17 protein-coding genes are annotated in these 15,753 nt (G+C 68.9%); 9 read left to right on the top strand and 8 right to left on the bottom strand.

The features are described from left to right. Positions 1-121: 121 nt before the first annotated feature. From SPR02S_RS53220 to SPR02S_RS53230, 3 genes are all read right to left on the bottom strand, one after another. Complete coding sequence (locus SPR02S_RS53220; RefSeq protein ID WP_020684314.1) at positions 122-802, bottom strand: hypothetical protein; 681 nt, start codon at positions 800-802, stop codon at positions 122-124. Between the two features lie 252 nt (positions 803-1,054). Continuing rightward, positions 1,055-1,591 (bottom strand): MarR family winged helix-turn-helix transcriptional regulator, encoded by a 537-nt coding sequence (locus tag SPR02S_RS53225; RefSeq protein ID WP_019065223.1) that lies wholly within the window; start codon positions 1,589-1,591, stop codon positions 1,055-1,057. Between the two features lie 34 nt (positions 1,592-1,625). Continuing rightward, positions 1,626-2,714 carry a PP2C family protein-serine/threonine phosphatase gene (locus tag SPR02S_RS53230; RefSeq protein WP_019065224.1) on the bottom strand — a complete coding sequence of 363 codons (1,089 nt, stop codon included), beginning with the start codon at positions 2,712-2,714 and terminating at the stop codon, positions 1,626-1,628. 170 nt (positions 2,715-2,884) lie between these two features. Here SPR02S_RS53230 and SPR02S_RS53235 point away from each other — a divergent pair, with 170 nt between their 5' ends. The 5 genes from SPR02S_RS53235 (at position 2,885) to SPR02S_RS53255 (ending at position 6,870) form a co-directional block, all read left to right on the top strand. After that, positions 2,885-3,391 (top strand): nitroreductase family deazaflavin-dependent oxidoreductase, encoded by a 507-nt coding sequence (locus SPR02S_RS53235; protein ID WP_019065225.1) that lies wholly within the window; start codon positions 2,885-2,887, stop codon positions 3,389-3,391. Between the two features lie 874 nt (positions 3,392-4,265). After that, positions 4,266-4,925 carry a TetR/AcrR family transcriptional regulator gene (locus tag SPR02S_RS53240; protein ID WP_019065226.1) on the top strand — a complete coding sequence of 220 codons (660 nt, stop codon included), beginning with the start codon at positions 4,266-4,268 and terminating at the stop codon, positions 4,923-4,925. Continuing rightward, positions 4,922-5,581 carry an ABC transporter ATP-binding protein gene (locus SPR02S_RS53245; RefSeq protein WP_019065227.1) on the top strand — a complete coding sequence of 220 codons (660 nt, stop codon included), beginning with the start codon at positions 4,922-4,924 and terminating at the stop codon, positions 5,579-5,581. Before SPR02S_RS53240 ends, SPR02S_RS53245 begins: the two co-directional genes overlap by 4 nt. Beyond that, a complete protein-coding gene (locus SPR02S_RS53250) occupies positions 5,568-6,368 on the top strand; it encodes a hypothetical protein (RefSeq protein WP_019065228.1) in 801 nt (266 codons plus the stop codon). The genes SPR02S_RS53245 and SPR02S_RS53250 overlap by 14 nt, the downstream gene beginning before the upstream one ends. Positions 6,369-6,474: 106 nt before the next feature. Next, the gene (locus tag SPR02S_RS53255; RefSeq protein WP_019065229.1) at positions 6,475-6,870 is read left to right on the top strand and encodes a hypothetical protein; all 396 of its coding nucleotides are present in this window, start codon (positions 6,475-6,477) and stop codon (positions 6,868-6,870) included. Positions 6,871-6,889: 19 nt separating this feature from the next. Here SPR02S_RS53255 and SPR02S_RS66020 read toward each other — a convergent pair whose 3' ends face one another. The 3 genes from SPR02S_RS66020 to SPR02S_RS62060 are packed head-to-tail and all read right to left on the bottom strand — an operon-like array spanning position 6,890 to position 8,059. Further along, positions 6,890-7,039, bottom strand: a complete 150-nt coding sequence (locus SPR02S_RS66020; protein WP_306305774.1) for an LPXTG cell wall anchor domain-containing protein — start codon at positions 7,037-7,039, stop codon at positions 6,890-6,892. 55 nt (positions 7,040-7,094) lie between these two features. Continuing rightward, positions 7,095-7,520 (bottom strand): hypothetical protein, encoded by a 426-nt coding sequence (locus SPR02S_RS65540; protein ID WP_019065230.1) that lies wholly within the window; start codon positions 7,518-7,520, stop codon positions 7,095-7,097. Next, positions 7,484-8,059 carry a peptidoglycan recognition protein family protein gene (locus SPR02S_RS62060; RefSeq protein WP_245607787.1) on the bottom strand — a complete coding sequence of 192 codons (576 nt, stop codon included), beginning with the start codon at positions 8,057-8,059 and terminating at the stop codon, positions 7,484-7,486. The genes SPR02S_RS65540 and SPR02S_RS62060 overlap by 37 nt, the downstream gene beginning before the upstream one ends. Before the next feature lie 228 nt (positions 8,060-8,287). Between SPR02S_RS62060 and SPR02S_RS59435 the strand changes: the two genes are divergently transcribed. The 3 genes from SPR02S_RS59435 to SPR02S_RS53280 are packed head-to-tail and all read left to right on the top strand — an operon-like array spanning position 8,288 to position 11,639. Further along, entirely contained in the window at positions 8,288-8,887 is a 600-nt protein-coding gene (locus tag SPR02S_RS59435; RefSeq protein ID WP_019065232.1) for a Tse2 family ADP-ribosyltransferase toxin, read from the top strand. 47 nt (positions 8,888-8,934) lie between these two features. Further along, positions 8,935-10,470: an MAC/perforin domain-containing protein gene (locus SPR02S_RS53275; protein WP_019065233.1), complete on the top strand. Its 1,536-nt coding sequence runs from the start codon at positions 8,935-8,937 to the stop codon at positions 10,468-10,470. 20 nt (positions 10,471-10,490) lie between these two features. After that, positions 10,491-11,639, top strand: coding sequence for a glycosyltransferase family 4 protein (locus SPR02S_RS53280; protein ID WP_019065234.1), 1,149 nt, complete (start codon positions 10,491-10,493; stop codon positions 11,637-11,639). A 105-nt stretch (positions 11,640-11,744) separates the two neighbouring features. Here SPR02S_RS53280 and SPR02S_RS58485 read toward each other — a convergent pair whose 3' ends face one another. Together SPR02S_RS58485 and glxA are read right to left on the bottom strand one after the other, a co-directional pair. Further along, positions 11,745-12,107, bottom strand: coding sequence for a hypothetical protein (locus SPR02S_RS58485; protein ID WP_158698025.1), 363 nt, complete (start codon positions 12,105-12,107; stop codon positions 11,745-11,747). A gap of 425 nt (positions 12,108-12,532) precedes the next feature. Continuing rightward, positions 12,533-14,476 (bottom strand): radical copper oxidase GlxA, encoded by a 1,944-nt coding sequence (gene glxA, locus SPR02S_RS53290; RefSeq protein WP_019065236.1) that lies wholly within the window; start codon positions 14,474-14,476, stop codon positions 12,533-12,535. 228 nt (positions 14,477-14,704) lie between these two features. Between glxA and SPR02S_RS53295 the strand changes: the two genes are divergently transcribed. Next, positions 14,705-15,286 (top strand): Rv1733c family protein, encoded by a 582-nt coding sequence (locus tag SPR02S_RS53295; protein WP_026151719.1) that lies wholly within the window; start codon positions 14,705-14,707, stop codon positions 15,284-15,286. The last annotated feature ends 467 nt before the right edge of the window (positions 15,287-15,753 follow it).

Below are 15,753 nucleotides of genomic sequence, written 5' to 3' on the forward strand. Positions count from 1 at the left end.
GCCCAAGGACCAGGTCACCCCGCCCCCGCCGCAGGCCGGCGCACCCCTCGTCGCCCTCACCGCCCGTCCTGACCTGAACGTCAACACCGTCTCGCCCACACCCAGCCCGACGGCTGGATGATCAACGGTCCGCGACGATGCCCCGCCCGGGAGACGCCAGGGCGACGGAAGGCACGGAGAGCCGGTAGGAGCGGACGACGGCGATCACGCTCGCGGCCACGAGGGCGACGCCCCACGGAGCCAGGTCACGCAGCGGCCCCGGAACACCGGACCCCGTCTGCGCACCGCGCGGGGATACCCGTCCCTCGGGGTCGGACACGACTGCGAGCGCGTCTCCGGGCCGGGTGGCTTCTCCGCAGCCGCGCCAGATGCGGACCTTGAGGGGGACGCCGTCGCGGTCCGCCACCGAACACAGGTAGCGGGCGTGCCCGCCTTCGGCCGCGCGGCCGTCGTCGACCGAGGTCACCACCACGGACTGCAGCTGCCCCCGTTCGGCAAGCACCACCCCGGCCGCTGCTTGCGGGGCCTGGAGCGCAAGACACACACCGAGCAGCGCGACGATGCCGATCAGTGCACGTCCGACCCCCACGACGGACAGATATACGGTCAGCGCCCCCGTACACACCAGGCCCGCCTCGCCGTCGGCCAGCGAGGGCCTCCCCGTCCAGGCCCCGAAGAGTGCAGTGCCGACGATCGCCCCGGCACCGAGGCCCCCGGCAAGGAGCCCCTCCCCCACGAGCCACCAGGGTGGCCGCCCGACGAACTCCGCCGGGCCCCACACCATGGTGCGCAAGTACGCCATCAGGTGACGCTCGGACGAGGACGAGTGGTAACCCCTCAGGCGCACGCGTCTCACACTCCCGTATCTTCCCGTCCGTCGGCGGCCGTTCATTCCGCCGCCCGGAGGAGCACCCCCGCGACAGGACGACCGCACGTCGCGCGTGTTGCCGTGGCAGGACCGCGCGGCTGACGTTCACGATTCCCTTGCATTATGCAAAATCTTCGGGGCTCGGAAAAGAGCGGTCCGGGAATCGTGACGAGCGGCCGAGGGCCGTCAGGTGTCGTGGGCCATCACGCCGTCGACGACCCAGCCGAGAGGGTGCGGTTCAGGGTCGTCCAGGGCGGGGGCGGGGGGCTCGCCTCCCGCCTTGTTGAAGGCGCCCAGGGCCTCGACGAGCGCCAGGCGCTGAATCGGGGAGAGCCGCTCGACAATGGCGACGATCTCGGAGCGGCGCCGGGCGGTGACGTCCTCGACCGTGCGCCGGCCCTCCTCGGTGAGCTGCAGCAGCGTTTCGCGACGGTTGCCGGGGTTGGTCTGCCGGTCGGCGAGACCGGCGGCGATCAGCCGGTCGACCATCCGCATCGCCGTGGACGGCGCCACCTGCAGCAGGTCGGCCAGGGTCACCAGTTTGGTGGCACCGCGAGTGGACAGCACGACCAGCATCCGGAACTGAGGCAGCGTCACCCCTTCCTCGACCTCGGCGAGCGAGCGGGCCGAGACCGCCACCAGCAGCCGGGAGGCGGTCAGCACCGCACGGGTGACCGCGTCGACGTCGTCCATCGTCCCCGCGGGGTTCTCACGCTCCTGCATACGTCCTTTCTACCTTGCCGAAGGTGGTGCCCCCTCACCCGATGGGAACAGATTTTCCTTCCCCGTGACCGTGGTAGCGCAGTAGGAGCATCGCGGCATCGTCGTGGAGCGGCCCTGCGACATGGCGCACCAGGTCCTCGCGCAGCGCCTCCAGGGCGCGGCCTGCGTCGGGTTCCTTGAGCAGGTCCGCCCTCTCGCCGAGGGGGTAGAAGGAGCCGCCCGCGTCCCGGGCCTCGGTGACCCCGTCGGTATACAACAGCAGCTGCTCGCCGGGGGCGAAGTCCACCCGGTAGGGCTTCGGCCCTTCGGTGCCGTGGGCACCGAGTCCCAGGGGGAGGGCGTACACGGGCGGCTGCGGGAAGTCGACCGTGCCGTCCTGGCGTACGACCATGGGAGCCGGGTGACCGTAGTTGAGGAAGACGACGTCACCGTCCGAGCCGATTTCCGCGAGGATCGCGGTGACGAACTTCTCGCCCTCCAACTCCCGGGCCACACTGCGCTCCAGGCGTTCCCCGAGCCCGACCAGGTCGGCTTCGTCGTGCGCCGCCTCCCTGAAGGCACCGAGCACCACGGCGGCCGTCTCCACCGCGGCCAGCCCCTTGCCCTGCACATCCCCCACGATCGCCCGGATCCCGTGCGGCGAGGCCACCATCTCGTACAGGTCACCGCCGATGCGCGCCTCCGCGACCGCCGAGGTGTACGACACCGCCGCCTGTAACGGGCCCGCAGTGCGCGGCACCGGCCGCAGCAGCACCCGCTGGGCCACCTCCGCGATCGACCGCACACTGGCCAGCTCCGCCTCCCGGCGCGAGCGTGTCACGGCCGCCGCGATACCCACCCCTGTCACGCCCGCCACCGACGCCATCGCGGTGAAGCCCCGGCGCTCCTCGAACAGCCCGTCGTACAGCCCGAGCCCCACGCACAGCACCAGGGCCACCGAACCGGTCAGGGCCGTACGGCGCCACCCGCCGACCAGCCCGGAGAACGCCGGCCCCAGCGAGACCAGCGGCAGGAGCCCCACCCCGGGACCGGCGACGATGTCTACCACGGCCACCACGGCCATGGCCGCCACCGGCATCCAGGACAGCACCGCAGAACCCTGCGTCGGCTTCTGCCCGTTCATGCGTCCTCCAGGAAAAGTTTCAGCGCATGAGAGCCGTCTGATCGCTTTTGGCACAGACGCCCCTCTCCGGATTTAGACTATGCAAAGGTTCCTGTGAGGAAGAGGCTCACGGCCCGGCCTTTTACCCAATAGAGGCCGGGAGCCGACAAGTCCGACGTCGGAAGGCGAAGATGCCCCACAGACAGGCTCGACCGGAACGGCCTCAACTCCCCACCGGCTGGCGGCGGTTCCTCGCCCGCCTGCCGATACCGCTCTTCCGCTGCGGGCTGGGGTGGATCTTCGGTGGCAGGCTGCTCCTGCTGCATCATGTGGGCCGCATCACCAGAGTCGACCGCCACGTGGTCCTGGAGGTGGTGGAGTACGCACCGGACGAGAGCAGCTGGACCATCGCGTCCGACTTCGGTCCGCAGGCGGCCTGGTACCGCAATCTGCGCGCGGAGCCGAAGACCCTGATCGTGGTGGGCACCCGCCATCACGCCGTCACGGCCCGCTTCCTCACACCGGACGACGGTGCCGAGATCATGGCCCGCTATGGCCGACGCCGCCCACGGACCGCACAACGCCTCTGCACGTTCATGGGCCTGCCGCCCGACGGCACCGATGCCGGATTCCGGGAGGCCGGCCGGAACATCCCCTTCGTACGCCTGGACGCCGGCCCGGGAACCCGGCTGCCGTAAAGCCCGGACACCGCGCGGGTTCAACTCCAGACCAAGACCACCCCAAAGCCCTGGGCCCATCTTTTGCACTATGCAAAACTTGTACTCGGGGGCCGAGTCGGCGGTCGGTGTCGCCCAGCGCCCAGGAGTGATCGGCACGCTATCCGGAGTGGGGGGCGACACACCGACCGCCGACAGGCCCCCCACCACTCGACTCTCGGAAATGCGCGCACTCCGCCCCCTCTCCGCCGATCCGTGCGGTCCACTGCGGCCCGCAGAATGGGCCCGGCCGAGGAGGACGGGGACCATGGCCGCTGAAGACCCAGGCCAGGGCGGAACACCGGACGAGGGGGCGGTGTTCCGCCCATCCCGGACACCGTATGGCGGCGGTTTCTCGGCGACACCGAGCAGGCCATCCGGGCCTCCGCACGAGAGCGGGCAGCCGGGAGCCGCTCCGATCCGGCGGACTCACCCGGCGTGCGGCTGGAGAGGCGAGAGGGTGCGCCTGCCGAACCCTGGCCGGCATCTTTCGATGGGGTGGGCGAGGTGTGGCAGCCGGACGAACAACAGCCCGGCCCGCCATGGCGGGACATGGACGGCCCGGCCCGGAGGCGACGGGTGGGCCGCGTCCTCGCAACGGTCGCCGCGGTGCTCGTGGCCGTCGGGACCCTCTCCCAGCCGTTCGGGCGCCCCCGGCGGCGCGCCCACGGTCACCACTTCCCAGCGGTCCGATGAGGTACTGCCGGACGGCGCGCCCACCGCGACCGCACCGCCGTCCGCTCCGGCCTACGCGGACACGCTCCCGCCGAGGCCCCGTGCCGGGTGATGTACCCCGTAGACACAAGGCGTTTCGCCTCCCTCGACAGCGATTGAACGCTCGTTTAGTATCCTGCACATGCGTTCAATCCGTGACGACCGGACCACCCGCGCAGTCATCCGCGACGAAGCCCTGCGCCTTTTCGCCGCGAGCGGGTGGGAGGCGGTGACGATGCGGCAGATCGCCGCAGCCGCCGACGTGTCGCCAGGGCTGGTCATGCACCACTTCGGGTCGAAGGAGGGCCTGCGACAGGAGGTCGACCAGTACGTCCTGGACGTCTTCGAGGCCATGCTCGGTGAGCTGACAGGTGACGGCGGGGCGGAGCTGCTCGATCCCGGGGCCGGGGCGAGTTCACTGAGCGAGCTGTTCGCCCGGCACCTGCCCGACGACTCACCGCTGCCCAGCTACCTGCGCCGGCTCCTGCTGTCCGACACAGACGCCGCGCAGCTGCTGTTCCGGCGCCTGTACGAACTGAGCAGGGCCGCGCTGGACAGTCTGGCGGCAGCGGGACTGGCCGCCCCCGGAAGGGATCCGGCGGTGCGCGCCGCCTTCCTCCTCGCCAACGACCTCGCCCTGTTCCTGCTGCGCGACCGCCTCACCGAAGTCCTGGACACGGACCCGCTGTCGGCCGACGGCATGGCCCGCTGGGCCCCCGAGATGCTCAGCATCTACGCCGGCGGACTGAACGCGCCCCCACCAGAACCGCAAGGAGACGCCCCCCAGGGAGACCGCACATGACGCCCGGATCAACCCCCGTACCAACGCCCGCACTTCAGGCCCGCGATATCCGCAAGTCCTACGGCAAGCACCCCGTCCTGCGTGGCGCCGACCTCACCGTCACGCCCGGCCAACTCGTCGCCGTCGTCGGGGAGAACGGCGCCGGAAAGTCGACCCTGCTGAAGATCCTGGCCGGCACCCTGCCCGCCGACAGCGGCGAGGTGACGCTGTCCGGCGCCCTCGGCTACTGCCCGCAGGACCCCGTCCTGAACGCGAGCCTCACCGTCGACCAGCACCTGCGCTACTTCGCCGCCGCCCACCGCCTGCCCGACCTGGACCGCGGCCGTGAACTCGTCCGCCTCCTCGGCTACGAGCAGTACGGAGCATCCCCCGCCAGCAAACTGTCCGGCGGCACACGGCAGAAGCTCAACCTCACCCTGGCTCTCCTGCACGACCCGGACGTCCTCCTCCTCGACGAGCCCTACCAGGGCTTCGACTGGGAGACCTACCTGCGCTTCTGGGACCTGGTCGAGGATCTGCGCGCCCGCGGCAAGGCCATCGTGGTCATCACCCACCTCGTCTTCGAGCAGGAGCGCTTCGACCTGCTGGCCGACCTCACCGACGGCCGCCTCGCCCCGCGCACGACGTCGAGGGAGGACCACCATGTCGGCGCCTGACACACCCCAACTTCCGTCGCTGTACGGGCAGTTCCTCACCGCCCTGCGTTTCTGCGTGCGCGACCAGACCCGCAACCGGCTCGCCGCACTGCTGCTCGTCCTCTTCGTCCCCGCCTGGTACCTGATGATGGACGCCCTGGCCGGACACACACCACTGGACTTCAAGCTCTACGCCACCGGCCGGGTCCTGCACGTCGACGGCGGCCAGCTGACCCTGATCTCAGCCGGCCTCAACTCCGTCACGATGATCGCCGGGTTCGTCGTCTTCGACGCCGTCCGCAAGGCCCTCACCTTCGACCGCCGCCTGGTGTTCGCCGGATACCGCCAGAGCACGCTCATCGGAGCCAAGTCCCTGTCCATCGCCCTGGTCGCGGGGGCGATCGCGCTCTACACCGCGCTCGCGATGCTGCCCTTCTGGCGTCCGGAACCCGGCGGCTGGTTCGCCGTGTTCGCCGGCTTCACCGCCATCGCACTCACCTACGGCGCCCTCGGACTGCTCCTCGGCGTCCTGGTCAAGCACGACCTGGAGGGCTTCTTCCTCATCATCATGGGCGGGCTGATGGACACCTTCCTGCAGAACCCGCTGGGCAACCCGCTCGCCAACAAGCCCGTCCTGGAGTGGTTCCCCTCCTTCGGGCCCATGCAGTTCGCCGTCGGCGGCTCCTTCGGGAACACCGCACTGTGGGGCCACCTCGCGCTCGGCCTGAGCTGGGCGGCCGGGTTCGCCGCGGTCGGGCTGGTGATCTTCCGGATCAGGACCCGCAACCGCACGCGCACCGGTGGCTGAGGGCCGCCGTACTCCCGCCGCAGTAGCCCTCCACTCCCCTCGGAATAACCCAACCCGTTCCTTCCGTACGACGACCGCGACGGCCCGCCCGATCGAGCATGCAGGCATGATTCTCATCGAGGTCTTCGCCCTCGCGGGCGTTCTCGACCCGGCAGAACACCACAGCGTTGGCAAACGACCCATCGACGCACCCGTGGGCTCCGAGGAGTCCCACGCCGAAGCCGTCATGGACGCCGGACGCGCCCTGACCCAGGTCCTCATCCACGAACCGGCCGCCGGGATCACCGGCGACCGTCACCCGGCCGACTCCGCCGACCCGCCCCGCTGGACGGATAGGACACCGGGACGCTACGTCAACGACCTGATCTTTGAACGTTCCGGGTATTTCCCCTACCTGGCCGGTCTTGGAGACTCGCAGCAGTGCCTCCCGATCACGCAGAAGCGCGCATGCGGATACGGCGAAGGGGGCGCACCCGCGTGGGTGCGCCCCCTTCGGTACTGATTACTGGGACTGCCAGCCGTCAGGCCATGGATCCGGAGCCCGCGGTCTTGCGGCGGCGGACCAGGAACACGGCACCGCCGCCGACGGCAACGGCCGCGCCGCCCGCCAGGGCGATGGCCGGGAGCAGGGAGCCGGAGCCGGTGTGGGCGAGAGTGCCCTGCGGGTCGATCTCCTTGTTGCCGACGGGCTTGGGCCGCGGCTTGCTGCCGCCCTGCGGCTTGGCGTCACCCGGGCGGACCGGGCGCGCCGCCGGCCTTGAGGATGTCGAACTCGTAGTAGCTGTCGTCGCCGGAGAAGACGCAGTTGCCCTCGTCGTCGGCGTACATGCCGATGCTGATGGCGAAGCCGAGGCCGGCGGGGGCCTTCTTCTTGTTGACGGCCAGGCGCAGGTCGATGGAGAAGAACTCGTGGGCCTTGACGTCGGTGTAGCCGAGGTAGCCGGCGCCCTCGTCGTTCTCGTCCAGCGAGATGTCGGTCCACGTGCCGGAGGCGGGGTCCTTGAACTGCAGGGTGAGGTGGCTGGTGTCGGTGAGGTAGTCGTCCTCGTCGACCTGGGAGGCGAACACGCCGAGGTCTACGCGCTGGTAGGCGTGACTGCCGCTGTTGCTGACGTTCAGCCGCCCGTGCGGCCCTCGTAGACGGTGCTGCACTTGTCGACGAGGAAATTGTAGCCGATGTCTCTCCAGCCCAGCTGCTGAACGTGGTAGGCGAAGATGGCCCGTACGACGGCCGGGGCGTCGGCGCACGCGTAGGTGTTGCTCTCAGCGGTGTGGTGGACCACCACCGCCTTGGTCTTCCCGCGGGGGAGGTAGACGGGGGCCGCGGGGCTGATCGACTCGTCCGCGCCCCATCCGGTACGCGACACGATCGACGGCTTCGGCGAAAGGGACGGCGTTCCCGGTGCCGCCTGCACGGTGGCTAGCGGGAGACGCGCGAGGTCCACTGCCCCGGTCTGGCTCTGGCCGTGATCGATCAGCGCCAGACCCAGCCCGGCGGGCAGGGAGGAGTCCATGTCCGCGTGGATGCGGATGTCGGCGCCGTCCGAGAACCCGGCCCAGGCCGGACCGGTGCCGCCTCGCCGGGCGGTCTCGTCCGCGCGGGCGTCGCCGTCCAGACGGAGCCAGTCGGACCACCGTCCGGTGCCGGCGGCCCGCGTGCGTACGTCCACCGCGATCACGAGACTTTGCAACAGCCCTGCCTCCGGACGTGGGGCCCAGTAAAGAGTGAGTAGGTTCACGACGCGACGGTTGACATATGCATTCTGGGTACCCAAGCTCTCTCTTGCCGCATTTCCCTGTGACAGAAAACGGAACTCATCCATCCATTCCCCCTGGCGCCGTCGGGGCGCCCGGAAGTGAGGTTCCTCATGCCCACACCCGTGGAATTATGGCGTAGAGGCACCGCCAGCAGTCCGGCGATGGACAATGTCCGACCGGTCGACGCCACGATATACACGCTGGACGGCGTGGAATGGGTGCAGGGCATGGCTGAGGGAATCAGCACGTACGACATCAGGCTGGATTCCGACACCCGATGGTGGACTCTGCCGGGGGGCTCGGACGTACCTGCCGGCCTCACGCTCTACGACGACAGGGCGAACCTGGCCCATCACTATCTCTGGAAACCGACCACGGACATGCCGCTGGCGGACTACAAGGCGGCCCTGCGGAAAGCGGCCCCCTGGACCAGGAGGAAGACCGAGGAGGAACTCGGGGGCCGGGTGTTCACACCCGTCCGGGCGGCGGCCCTTGTGGGCCACGGCGAGGTGTCGGCGGAGGAGCAGCCCATGGGATGGGAGTCGAAGACCCACCGCTATGTCCTGGCGGCGGTGGACGCCCAAGTGCGGGAGCTGCGCGAGCGGTTGGCGCGCTATCCGGAGGGCTCGGACGCCGAGGAGCAGGCTGCGGCGGCCAACGACCTCCTCCTCTACGAGGCGATCAGCGCAGAGATCGGCAGGCGCGGCCCGGCTCCGCTCCGTCTGCCGGACCCCGCACCCACGCCTCACGGCCACCGGTAGGCGCGCCGCTCCCGCACCGAATCCCGTAGCGAACAGGAAGAGACCTCATGCCTCGCTCAGTCCCGCCGTCGGCCGCGGAGCTTCCCTTTCTGTCCCAGGCGAACGCGCTCGGGCAGGGGTTCAACGTCTATGGCACGTTCAGCGCCGACAGCCTCATCACTCCGCTTTTCGATCTGCGCGCCGGCGGAAACCAGGTGTTCACTTTTCTCGGACGCGACTATCAGATACCGGCGATAGCAAGCGGAATCGAGGACACCACCACCTACTACCTCGCGACCGTCTCCGACACCCGGGACAGTTTCCAGAACTCGATCGCCGTACACGCGAATGTCGACGCTTCGTACGGCGCCTTCTCGGGCGAACTGAAAGCCGCCTACTCAAATGAGTACGCAACCTCCCGCGAGTACACTTTCGCCTATCGGAACGTCTATGCCCAGTTGGCCCGTCTGCAGCTGTCTCCGACGGTGCAGTATTTAACCAAGGAATTCACGGACCGGCTCGCCACGCTCCCGTTCTCGCTGACGTCCGAGAACCTGGAGCCGTTCGAGGACTTCTTCAACACCTTCGGGACCTACTTCACCAGCGAGGTGACCCTCGGGGCGTCGCTCGGGTTCTGGGTGGCCACGGAGAAGACGTCCGAGGTGAGCGACACCGAGATCTCGGCCGCGCTCTCCGCCCAGTACGAGGCGCTCACCCAGAGCGGCAGCATCTCGGCGGACATCACGAACACCGCCGGGTGGAAGGCGTACTCCACCTCCACCAGCGTCAGCCTCCAAGCGGTCGGCAGTGACCCGACGAAGGGCGCGAAGGTCGCCGCGCTCGATCCCTGGAACCCTTCGCCGGGCAGCGTCGCAACCTACGCGGCCTGGATCGACTCCATAGCGACCGATCCCGCCGTGGTCGACTTCCGCCTCACCGGCATCTGGGAACTGTGCGGTCCGCGCCGCAAGGTCGTCCAGCAGGCATGGGACGCCTACGGCACCACCATGCGCCCCAACTTGGTGGTGAACGCGATCACCTCGCTGTCCCCACCAATCACGCCGGTCACGCCGGCCATCACCCTGGGACGGCTGATCGCCCCCGCCGCACCGCCGAAGGGCAACGCCGGCTACCAGGTCGTCGTCCTGGACGGCACTGACATCACGGGCAGCGCTTCCGTACTCTTCGACCGGTACTACACGATGAACGCCAGCACCTGGCCCAACGCCTACGCGGCGCTCTACGACGAGATGTACGCCGACCTCTCCGCGGGAAACCTCACCGCCGGCGGCAACGTCCTGATCCTGGCGGGCTTCAACATCAACTGGAACGCCGTACCGACCCCCGCCTTCGTCAACGTCCTGCGCGCGGCGGGCTGCGGCGACCGGCTCGACTACTGGCTCACCCACAACGACAACGGCAGCTCCCTCGGCACACCCGCGACGGTCATCGTCGTCGGCATCTTCGGCCAGGGCGTGGGCACGGCGGTCGAAACGATCCAGGCGGAACCATGGTCACCTCCGACCGCCGCCCAACTGGAGGTGCTCTTCTACCGCAGGACGGACGGCAACGGTTACGCCATCGGCCCCGGCGACATCGATTGACGCCGCCGCGCAGAATCCTGGTGGTCGGGCACGGTGTCCGGCCCACCGGCTACGCACGGATCCTGCGTTCGCTGCTGGCGGGCCTGCACCTGCGCGGCTACGACGTCCAGCACGCGGCCGTCAACTGGCCGGGCCCGCCACCCCGCACCCCCTGGACCACGCACAACAACCCACTCCCCGGCGACCCCTACGGCCTGCGCAGCTTGCCCTCCCTGCTCGACGCCGTACGCCCCGACACGGTCGTCGTGCTGCACGACCTGTGGATCACCGCCCAGCACACGGCGCTGATACGAGCACACAGTCCCCGGACCACCGTCCTCGCCTACTGCCCCCTCGACGGCCCCGTCACCCGGCCGGAGTTGATCGCGGGCCTGTCCGACGCGGACCTCGTCATCGCCTGCACCCGTTTCGGCAGCGCCCAGTTGAGCGGCCTGACCAATCTCACCGCACCGGTCGTCCCGCACGGCGTCGACCTCACCGCCTTCCACCCACCACGACGCCCACGACGTCACGCCCGCCGACTGCTCTTCCCCGACCGTGTCGACCTGGACGACGCCTTCGTCGTCCTCAACGCCAACCGGCACAACCTCCGCAAGCGCCTGGACCTCACCCTGGGCGGCTTCGCCCTCTTCGCCCACGACAAGCCGCCCCACGCCAAGCTGTACCTGCACGCCGGTCTGGACCCCAACACCCTGCCGGACCCGTCCAGTTACCTCGCCCTGCGCAGGGCCGGACGACTCCTCACGACGGATCAGGACAGTGCCGAGTTCCCCCACCTCACGGACCAGCAGCTCAACTTGGTCTACAGCGCCTGCGATGTGGGTCTGAACACCGCGACGGCCGAGGGCTTCGGACTCGTCTCTTTCGAACACGCCGCCACGGGTGCGGCCCAGGTCATGCCGGCCCACCCCACGTGCACCGAACTCTGGCCCACCGGCGCGCTGTTGCTCCCGGTCGGCGCGCCGGTCACCTACTCCGGCGACTACATCGAGCACCGAGCCGTCACCCCGTCCGCCGTGGCCGAGGCACTGGACCGCCTGTACACGGACCGAGTCGCGCTCGCCGAACAATCCCGAGAGGCGATGGGCAACGCGACCAACCCCCGATACGGTTGGGACACCATCCTCGACGACTGGTACCGGCTGCTCGACGACGGGCCGAGGGACTGACCAGAGCGACTCTGCTGCTCAATTCCAGGACGACTCCCGCACATGGACCGTGGACTGCGGCGACGTGACCGTCGTGACGGTTTTCAGGGCCCCGGCCCAAGCAGCTCAGCGGCGCCTGGCGCGCTCTCGTACCGCTACGATCCACCCGACCACTGGCAGCATCACCAGCCAAGCCGCCACCACCGCCACAGGCCCTCCCCACCCGACGCCAACAAGACAGGCCGGCCACGCCACCAGCGCCGCACCGGCTGTGGTCTTGCCCAACGGGATCAGGGAAGCGGGCAATCCGCGCTCGGCGGCATTGCGTGCTCGCAGCAGGGCGAAGCCACCGGCCCACAGCAGGTACGCTCCGCAGGCCAGCGCCCCCAGCACCAGAGCAGTGTCGATATCCGGGTCCCCCACGGGGTTGTCGTTGGTCTCCTGGGTGAGACCGCCCAGGCTGACGGCAGTTGCATAGTGTCGCCACACGGTGACGCTCACCCGGTCCCCGGGGTGCAACCGCTTCAGGACGGGGCCCGCAGAGCCCATGTCGAGGGAGCCGGACGCGGGAGTGGGACCCGACAGCTTGAGCCGGTACGTATCCTCTCTCCCAGCGTGCTGGATCACCGTTCCCGTCACGGTGGCTCGTACGGTGTATATGCAGTCCGCCCGGCTGACACTGGCGCCGGCCTCGGTGCACGGGAGAGCGGAGAGAAATCCCCGCTCTTCCGCCACTGCCGCAGGTAGGGCAGTGAGACCACCGACCGCCCACAACATTGCGACAGCACCCAAAAGCACCGCACACAGCCCCCATGCACGATGCCACCACGGCCGACGCCGCAGGCCACCCGGGCGCGGAGGACCGTATCGGGGCAGCGGGCGCGAAACGGACCGGGGCAAGAACATCTGCGTCCTCACCGTACCCGGACCCACAGTGCCTTGGACGGGGTGCCCTGGTCGTCGGTCACGAAGAACATGTACCAGCCCGCCGGGACCATGTCGCGGTTGTTCGGGACGGTGACCTCAATTCCCGTGCCGTCTTTGGTCTTCTTCAAGGTGAGGGCGATGGAGCGCTGTTCGACGTCGGTGACGTGGGTGGTGGAGCTGGGGTGGATCAGCCGCGCCGTCTTGATCGCCGATGCGTACTTGGTGGCGAAGGTGACAGTCGCTCCGAGCTTGACGGTGCTGGGGCCGCTCGTCAGTGAGGGCCGCGAGTCCCGGTACAGGTAGGGCGGCGTGTAAATCTCCAGGCGCTGCTCGAAGACGCCCGGCCTGGACTTGGCCTTGTCGGCGAAGAGCGAGTCACCGCCGAACGTGATCACCCGTCCGTCGGGCAGCAGGATCGAACCGGAGTGGTAGTTGCGGCCCACCTCGGGGTCGGCGACCCGGCGCATCTTCCCGGTCTTCGCGTCGTAGATGCGGGCCTGCAGGATGTTCTCCGAGGACGGGCCCCGGTAGTCCTGGGAGCCGCCGGTGATCAGAACGGTGTCGTCGGGCAGGACCGACAGCTCTGGATAGCGGGTGCCCTTCTCCAGCTCGGGCCCGTCCACGAACTGCGGGTTCTTCGCCGTGAGGTCGATGATCCGGGTCTTGCTCGACGACTTGGGGGACTCGCCGATGCCGCCGCCACCGACCACCATGAACGTCTCGTCCTGGGCGGGCGGTAGCAGGACCGCGCCGGAGGTCTCCATCAGGTTCGCGTCGTCCAGGCCGGGCAGCTTGGCGAACTTGTTGGTGTCGAAGTGCCAGATGCCCGGGGCCCGGCCGACGTCGGCGGGTCCGTAGCCGGCGTTCGAGCCGGAGTAGAAGAACGTGCCGTCGGGCAGTTGGAAGACGGCCGGATAGGTGGGGAACTGGCGGATCTTCCCGCTGTACTTCCAGGTCTTGGTCTTCGGGTCGTAGATCTCGCTCTTGCCCGGCACGATCTGGCCGATGTCGTCCAGGCCGGACAGGGCCAGGACCCGGCCGTCGGCGAGCCGCGCCAGGGTCGGGTACCAGCGCGCCTCGTTCATCGAGGCGACCTTGGTGAACTTCTGCGTGTACGGGTTGAACTCGTATGCCTGGCGGATGCCCTGGAAGTCCTTCTTGTCCAGGCCGAGTTTGTTGGCGATGCCGTACACGTTGTGGGTGTCGGAGCCGGTCAGTCCCTGAACGCGGTAGTTCTCCTGGTAGCCCGTCTCGTACTTGGTGCCGCTCTTCTGCGCCTCGACGTAGATGCGACCCAGACTGGCCTCGGTCCGCAGGAACTTCCCGGTCTTCCTGTCGAAGATCTTCTTCGCCGGAGCGACGGTGACCGGGTCCTTGGAGACGAAGGTCTTGTGGTTCTGCTTGCCGGTGAAGCGGGTGCCGGCCGACAGGGTGATCGGCTTATCCGGGTCCTCGTTGTGGACGACCATCAGCCCGCCGGCCTTGGTGACGTCACCCTTCAGCTTCTCGTAGCGCTTGGTACCGCCCGCGAACAGCAGGTTGCCGTTGGCCAGATGGATCTGCCCGGTGCAGAACAGGTCGCTGGGCGTCCTGATCTCCTGGTAGGTGTTCTTGACCGGGTCCCACACCACCGAGCGGAAGTTCTTCGCGTCGAAGTTGTCGAGGTTGTTGCCCGAGCCGGCGACCAGCAGCACCTTGCCGGTCTGCAACAAGGCCCCGTGGATCGTGTTCTGCCGGAACTCCCTGGGGACGTTGACGATGTCCCAGTGCCCGTTCTTCGCCTTGTACTCGGGTCTGTTGATCGCGTACTGGTGATACTTCTCGCTCCCGAAGCGGTACAGCCACGGCCCGTTCATACCGGCCAGCGCGAGCACCACCACCGCGCCGACCGTGAAACGACGGACACGTCGGCGCGTGCCAAGGTCACTCATTACCCGGATCCCCCCGGAATGCCTGCAGCGTTGTCAGATCGTCTGTCGCGCGACCCCGCCATCCTAATTTGCACTATGCAAAGTCGAGTCCAAACTCATGTAACAGGTGCAATAACGACGCCACACCAGCACCACCCACCTCATACGTCAGGTCGTCGGGAGCATCGACGGGAGGACACTGAGAACAGAGCCACGGACCTGTCAGTGCTCGCGAAGGGGATGTCAGCCATGGCAAGGACCCGATGCGGCAAGGTATGGATGTGGCGCTGGCGCCACAATCCGCTCAGGCGCCGCAGCGACGTCGCCGATGCCTGGATCCTCCTCGCGGCATGGTTGATCGCGCTCTGCGGAGGTCTGCTCGCGGGACTGGCAGCCGGGTCCGCGGTGGGCCACGGGCTGGACCGGCAAAGGGCGGAGCGCCACCCGGTCTCAGCCGTCCTCACAGTGAACGCGCCGGGAAAAACCTCGGCGTCGGCCCTCGACGGCAGTCACGTCTGGGCCACCGTGCGCTGGACGGCGCCGGACGGCTCGACGCACACCGGCCAGACGAAGGTGCGCCCCGACGCGAAGGCGGGCACCCTCGCCACGGTGTGGCTCGACCGGCGGGGCCGGCTGACCTCGAAGCCTCTCGCGCCCGGTGAAGCGTCACTCCAAGCGGCCTGGACCGGCGTGCTGGTCGGTCTCGGGGCGGCCGGTGGCCTGCTCGTCGGCGCCCAGCTGGTCCGCCTTCGCCTGGCCCGGCGGCAGTCGAGGCAATGGGACGAGGAGTGGGCGCGTGTCGACACACCCTGGGGATGGAAAGCCGGCTGACGCCGCATGAGAAGACGTTGTGTGAAGCGGCATCGTGCACGTTCTCGGCCGTTGCCGGGGCCGGCCGCCGAGGATCGTGGCACGACGCAAAGACGGCCAGAACACAATCTCGCGCCGTACGACGAAGGGGCTGACCGTGTCCGCCCGCCATCACCATCGCAATGCGCCGGGCCATGCGCCTCAACGGCGCGATCTGCATCGCGGTCGTCGGCGGCGACCACCGCAGCGAACACCGGGCATGTCAGGCAGCACCAACTCGGGGAAACGCGGCGGCCTCAGCAGCAGAACCAGCAACGGGCCCCACGTGCACACGTCGGGCCAGTGCGCACCGCACGGATTTGCCCTGCCTCACGTGGGCCCCCTGGCAGGGAGGAACACGGCGGCCACCGTCGCGACCAACGTCTACAGCGTCGGCCAGAGCGGTCGAGCCCACTGGAGCGGATACAACGCCGCCCATAGGCTCGCGT

The sequence above is a fragment of the Streptomyces prunicolor NBRC 13075 genome, assembly GCF_000367365.1.
GTDB classification, from domain to species: Bacteria; Actinomycetota; Actinomycetes; order Streptomycetales; family Streptomycetaceae; genus Streptomyces; species Streptomyces prunicolor.

What these genes read in the sequence shown, in the direction of transcription:
- SPR02S_RS53295 (WP_026151719.1), top strand. Translation starts at nt 14,705, where the DNA reads ATGGCAAGGACCCGATGCGGCAAGGTATGGATGTGGCGCTGGCGCCAC.
- SPR02S_RS53250 (WP_019065228.1), top strand. Translation starts at nt 5,568, where the DNA reads ATGTCGGCGCCTGACACACCCCAACTTCCGTCGCTGTACGGGCAGTTC.
- SPR02S_RS59435 (WP_019065232.1), top strand. Translation starts at nt 8,288, where the DNA reads ATGGACAATGTCCGACCGGTCGACGCCACGATATACACGCTGGACGGC.
- SPR02S_RS53225 (WP_019065223.1), bottom strand. Translation starts at nt 1,591, where the DNA reads ATGCAGGAGCGTGAGAACCCCGCGGGGACGATGGACGACGTCGACGCG.
- SPR02S_RS53255 (WP_019065229.1), top strand. Translation starts at nt 6,475, where the DNA reads ATGATTCTCATCGAGGTCTTCGCCCTCGCGGGCGTTCTCGACCCGGCA.
- SPR02S_RS53240 (WP_019065226.1), top strand. Translation starts at nt 4,266, where the DNA reads ATGCGTTCAATCCGTGACGACCGGACCACCCGCGCAGTCATCCGCGAC.
- glxA (WP_019065236.1), bottom strand. Translation starts at nt 14,476, where the DNA reads ATGAGTGACCTTGGCACGCGCCGACGTGTCCGTCGTTTCACGGTCGGC.
- SPR02S_RS53275 (WP_019065233.1), top strand. Translation starts at nt 8,935, where the DNA reads ATGCCTCGCTCAGTCCCGCCGTCGGCCGCGGAGCTTCCCTTTCTGTCC.
- SPR02S_RS53220 (WP_020684314.1), bottom strand. Translation starts at nt 802, where the DNA reads ATGGCGTACTTGCGCACCATGGTGTGGGGCCCGGCGGAGTTCGTCGGG.
- SPR02S_RS53245 (WP_019065227.1), top strand. Translation starts at nt 4,922, where the DNA reads ATGACGCCCGGATCAACCCCCGTACCAACGCCCGCACTTCAGGCCCGC.
- SPR02S_RS53235 (WP_019065225.1), top strand. Translation starts at nt 2,885, where the DNA reads ATGCCCCACAGACAGGCTCGACCGGAACGGCCTCAACTCCCCACCGGC.
- SPR02S_RS53230 (WP_019065224.1), bottom strand. Translation starts at nt 2,714, where the DNA reads ATGAACGGGCAGAAGCCGACGCAGGGTTCTGCGGTGCTGTCCTGGATG.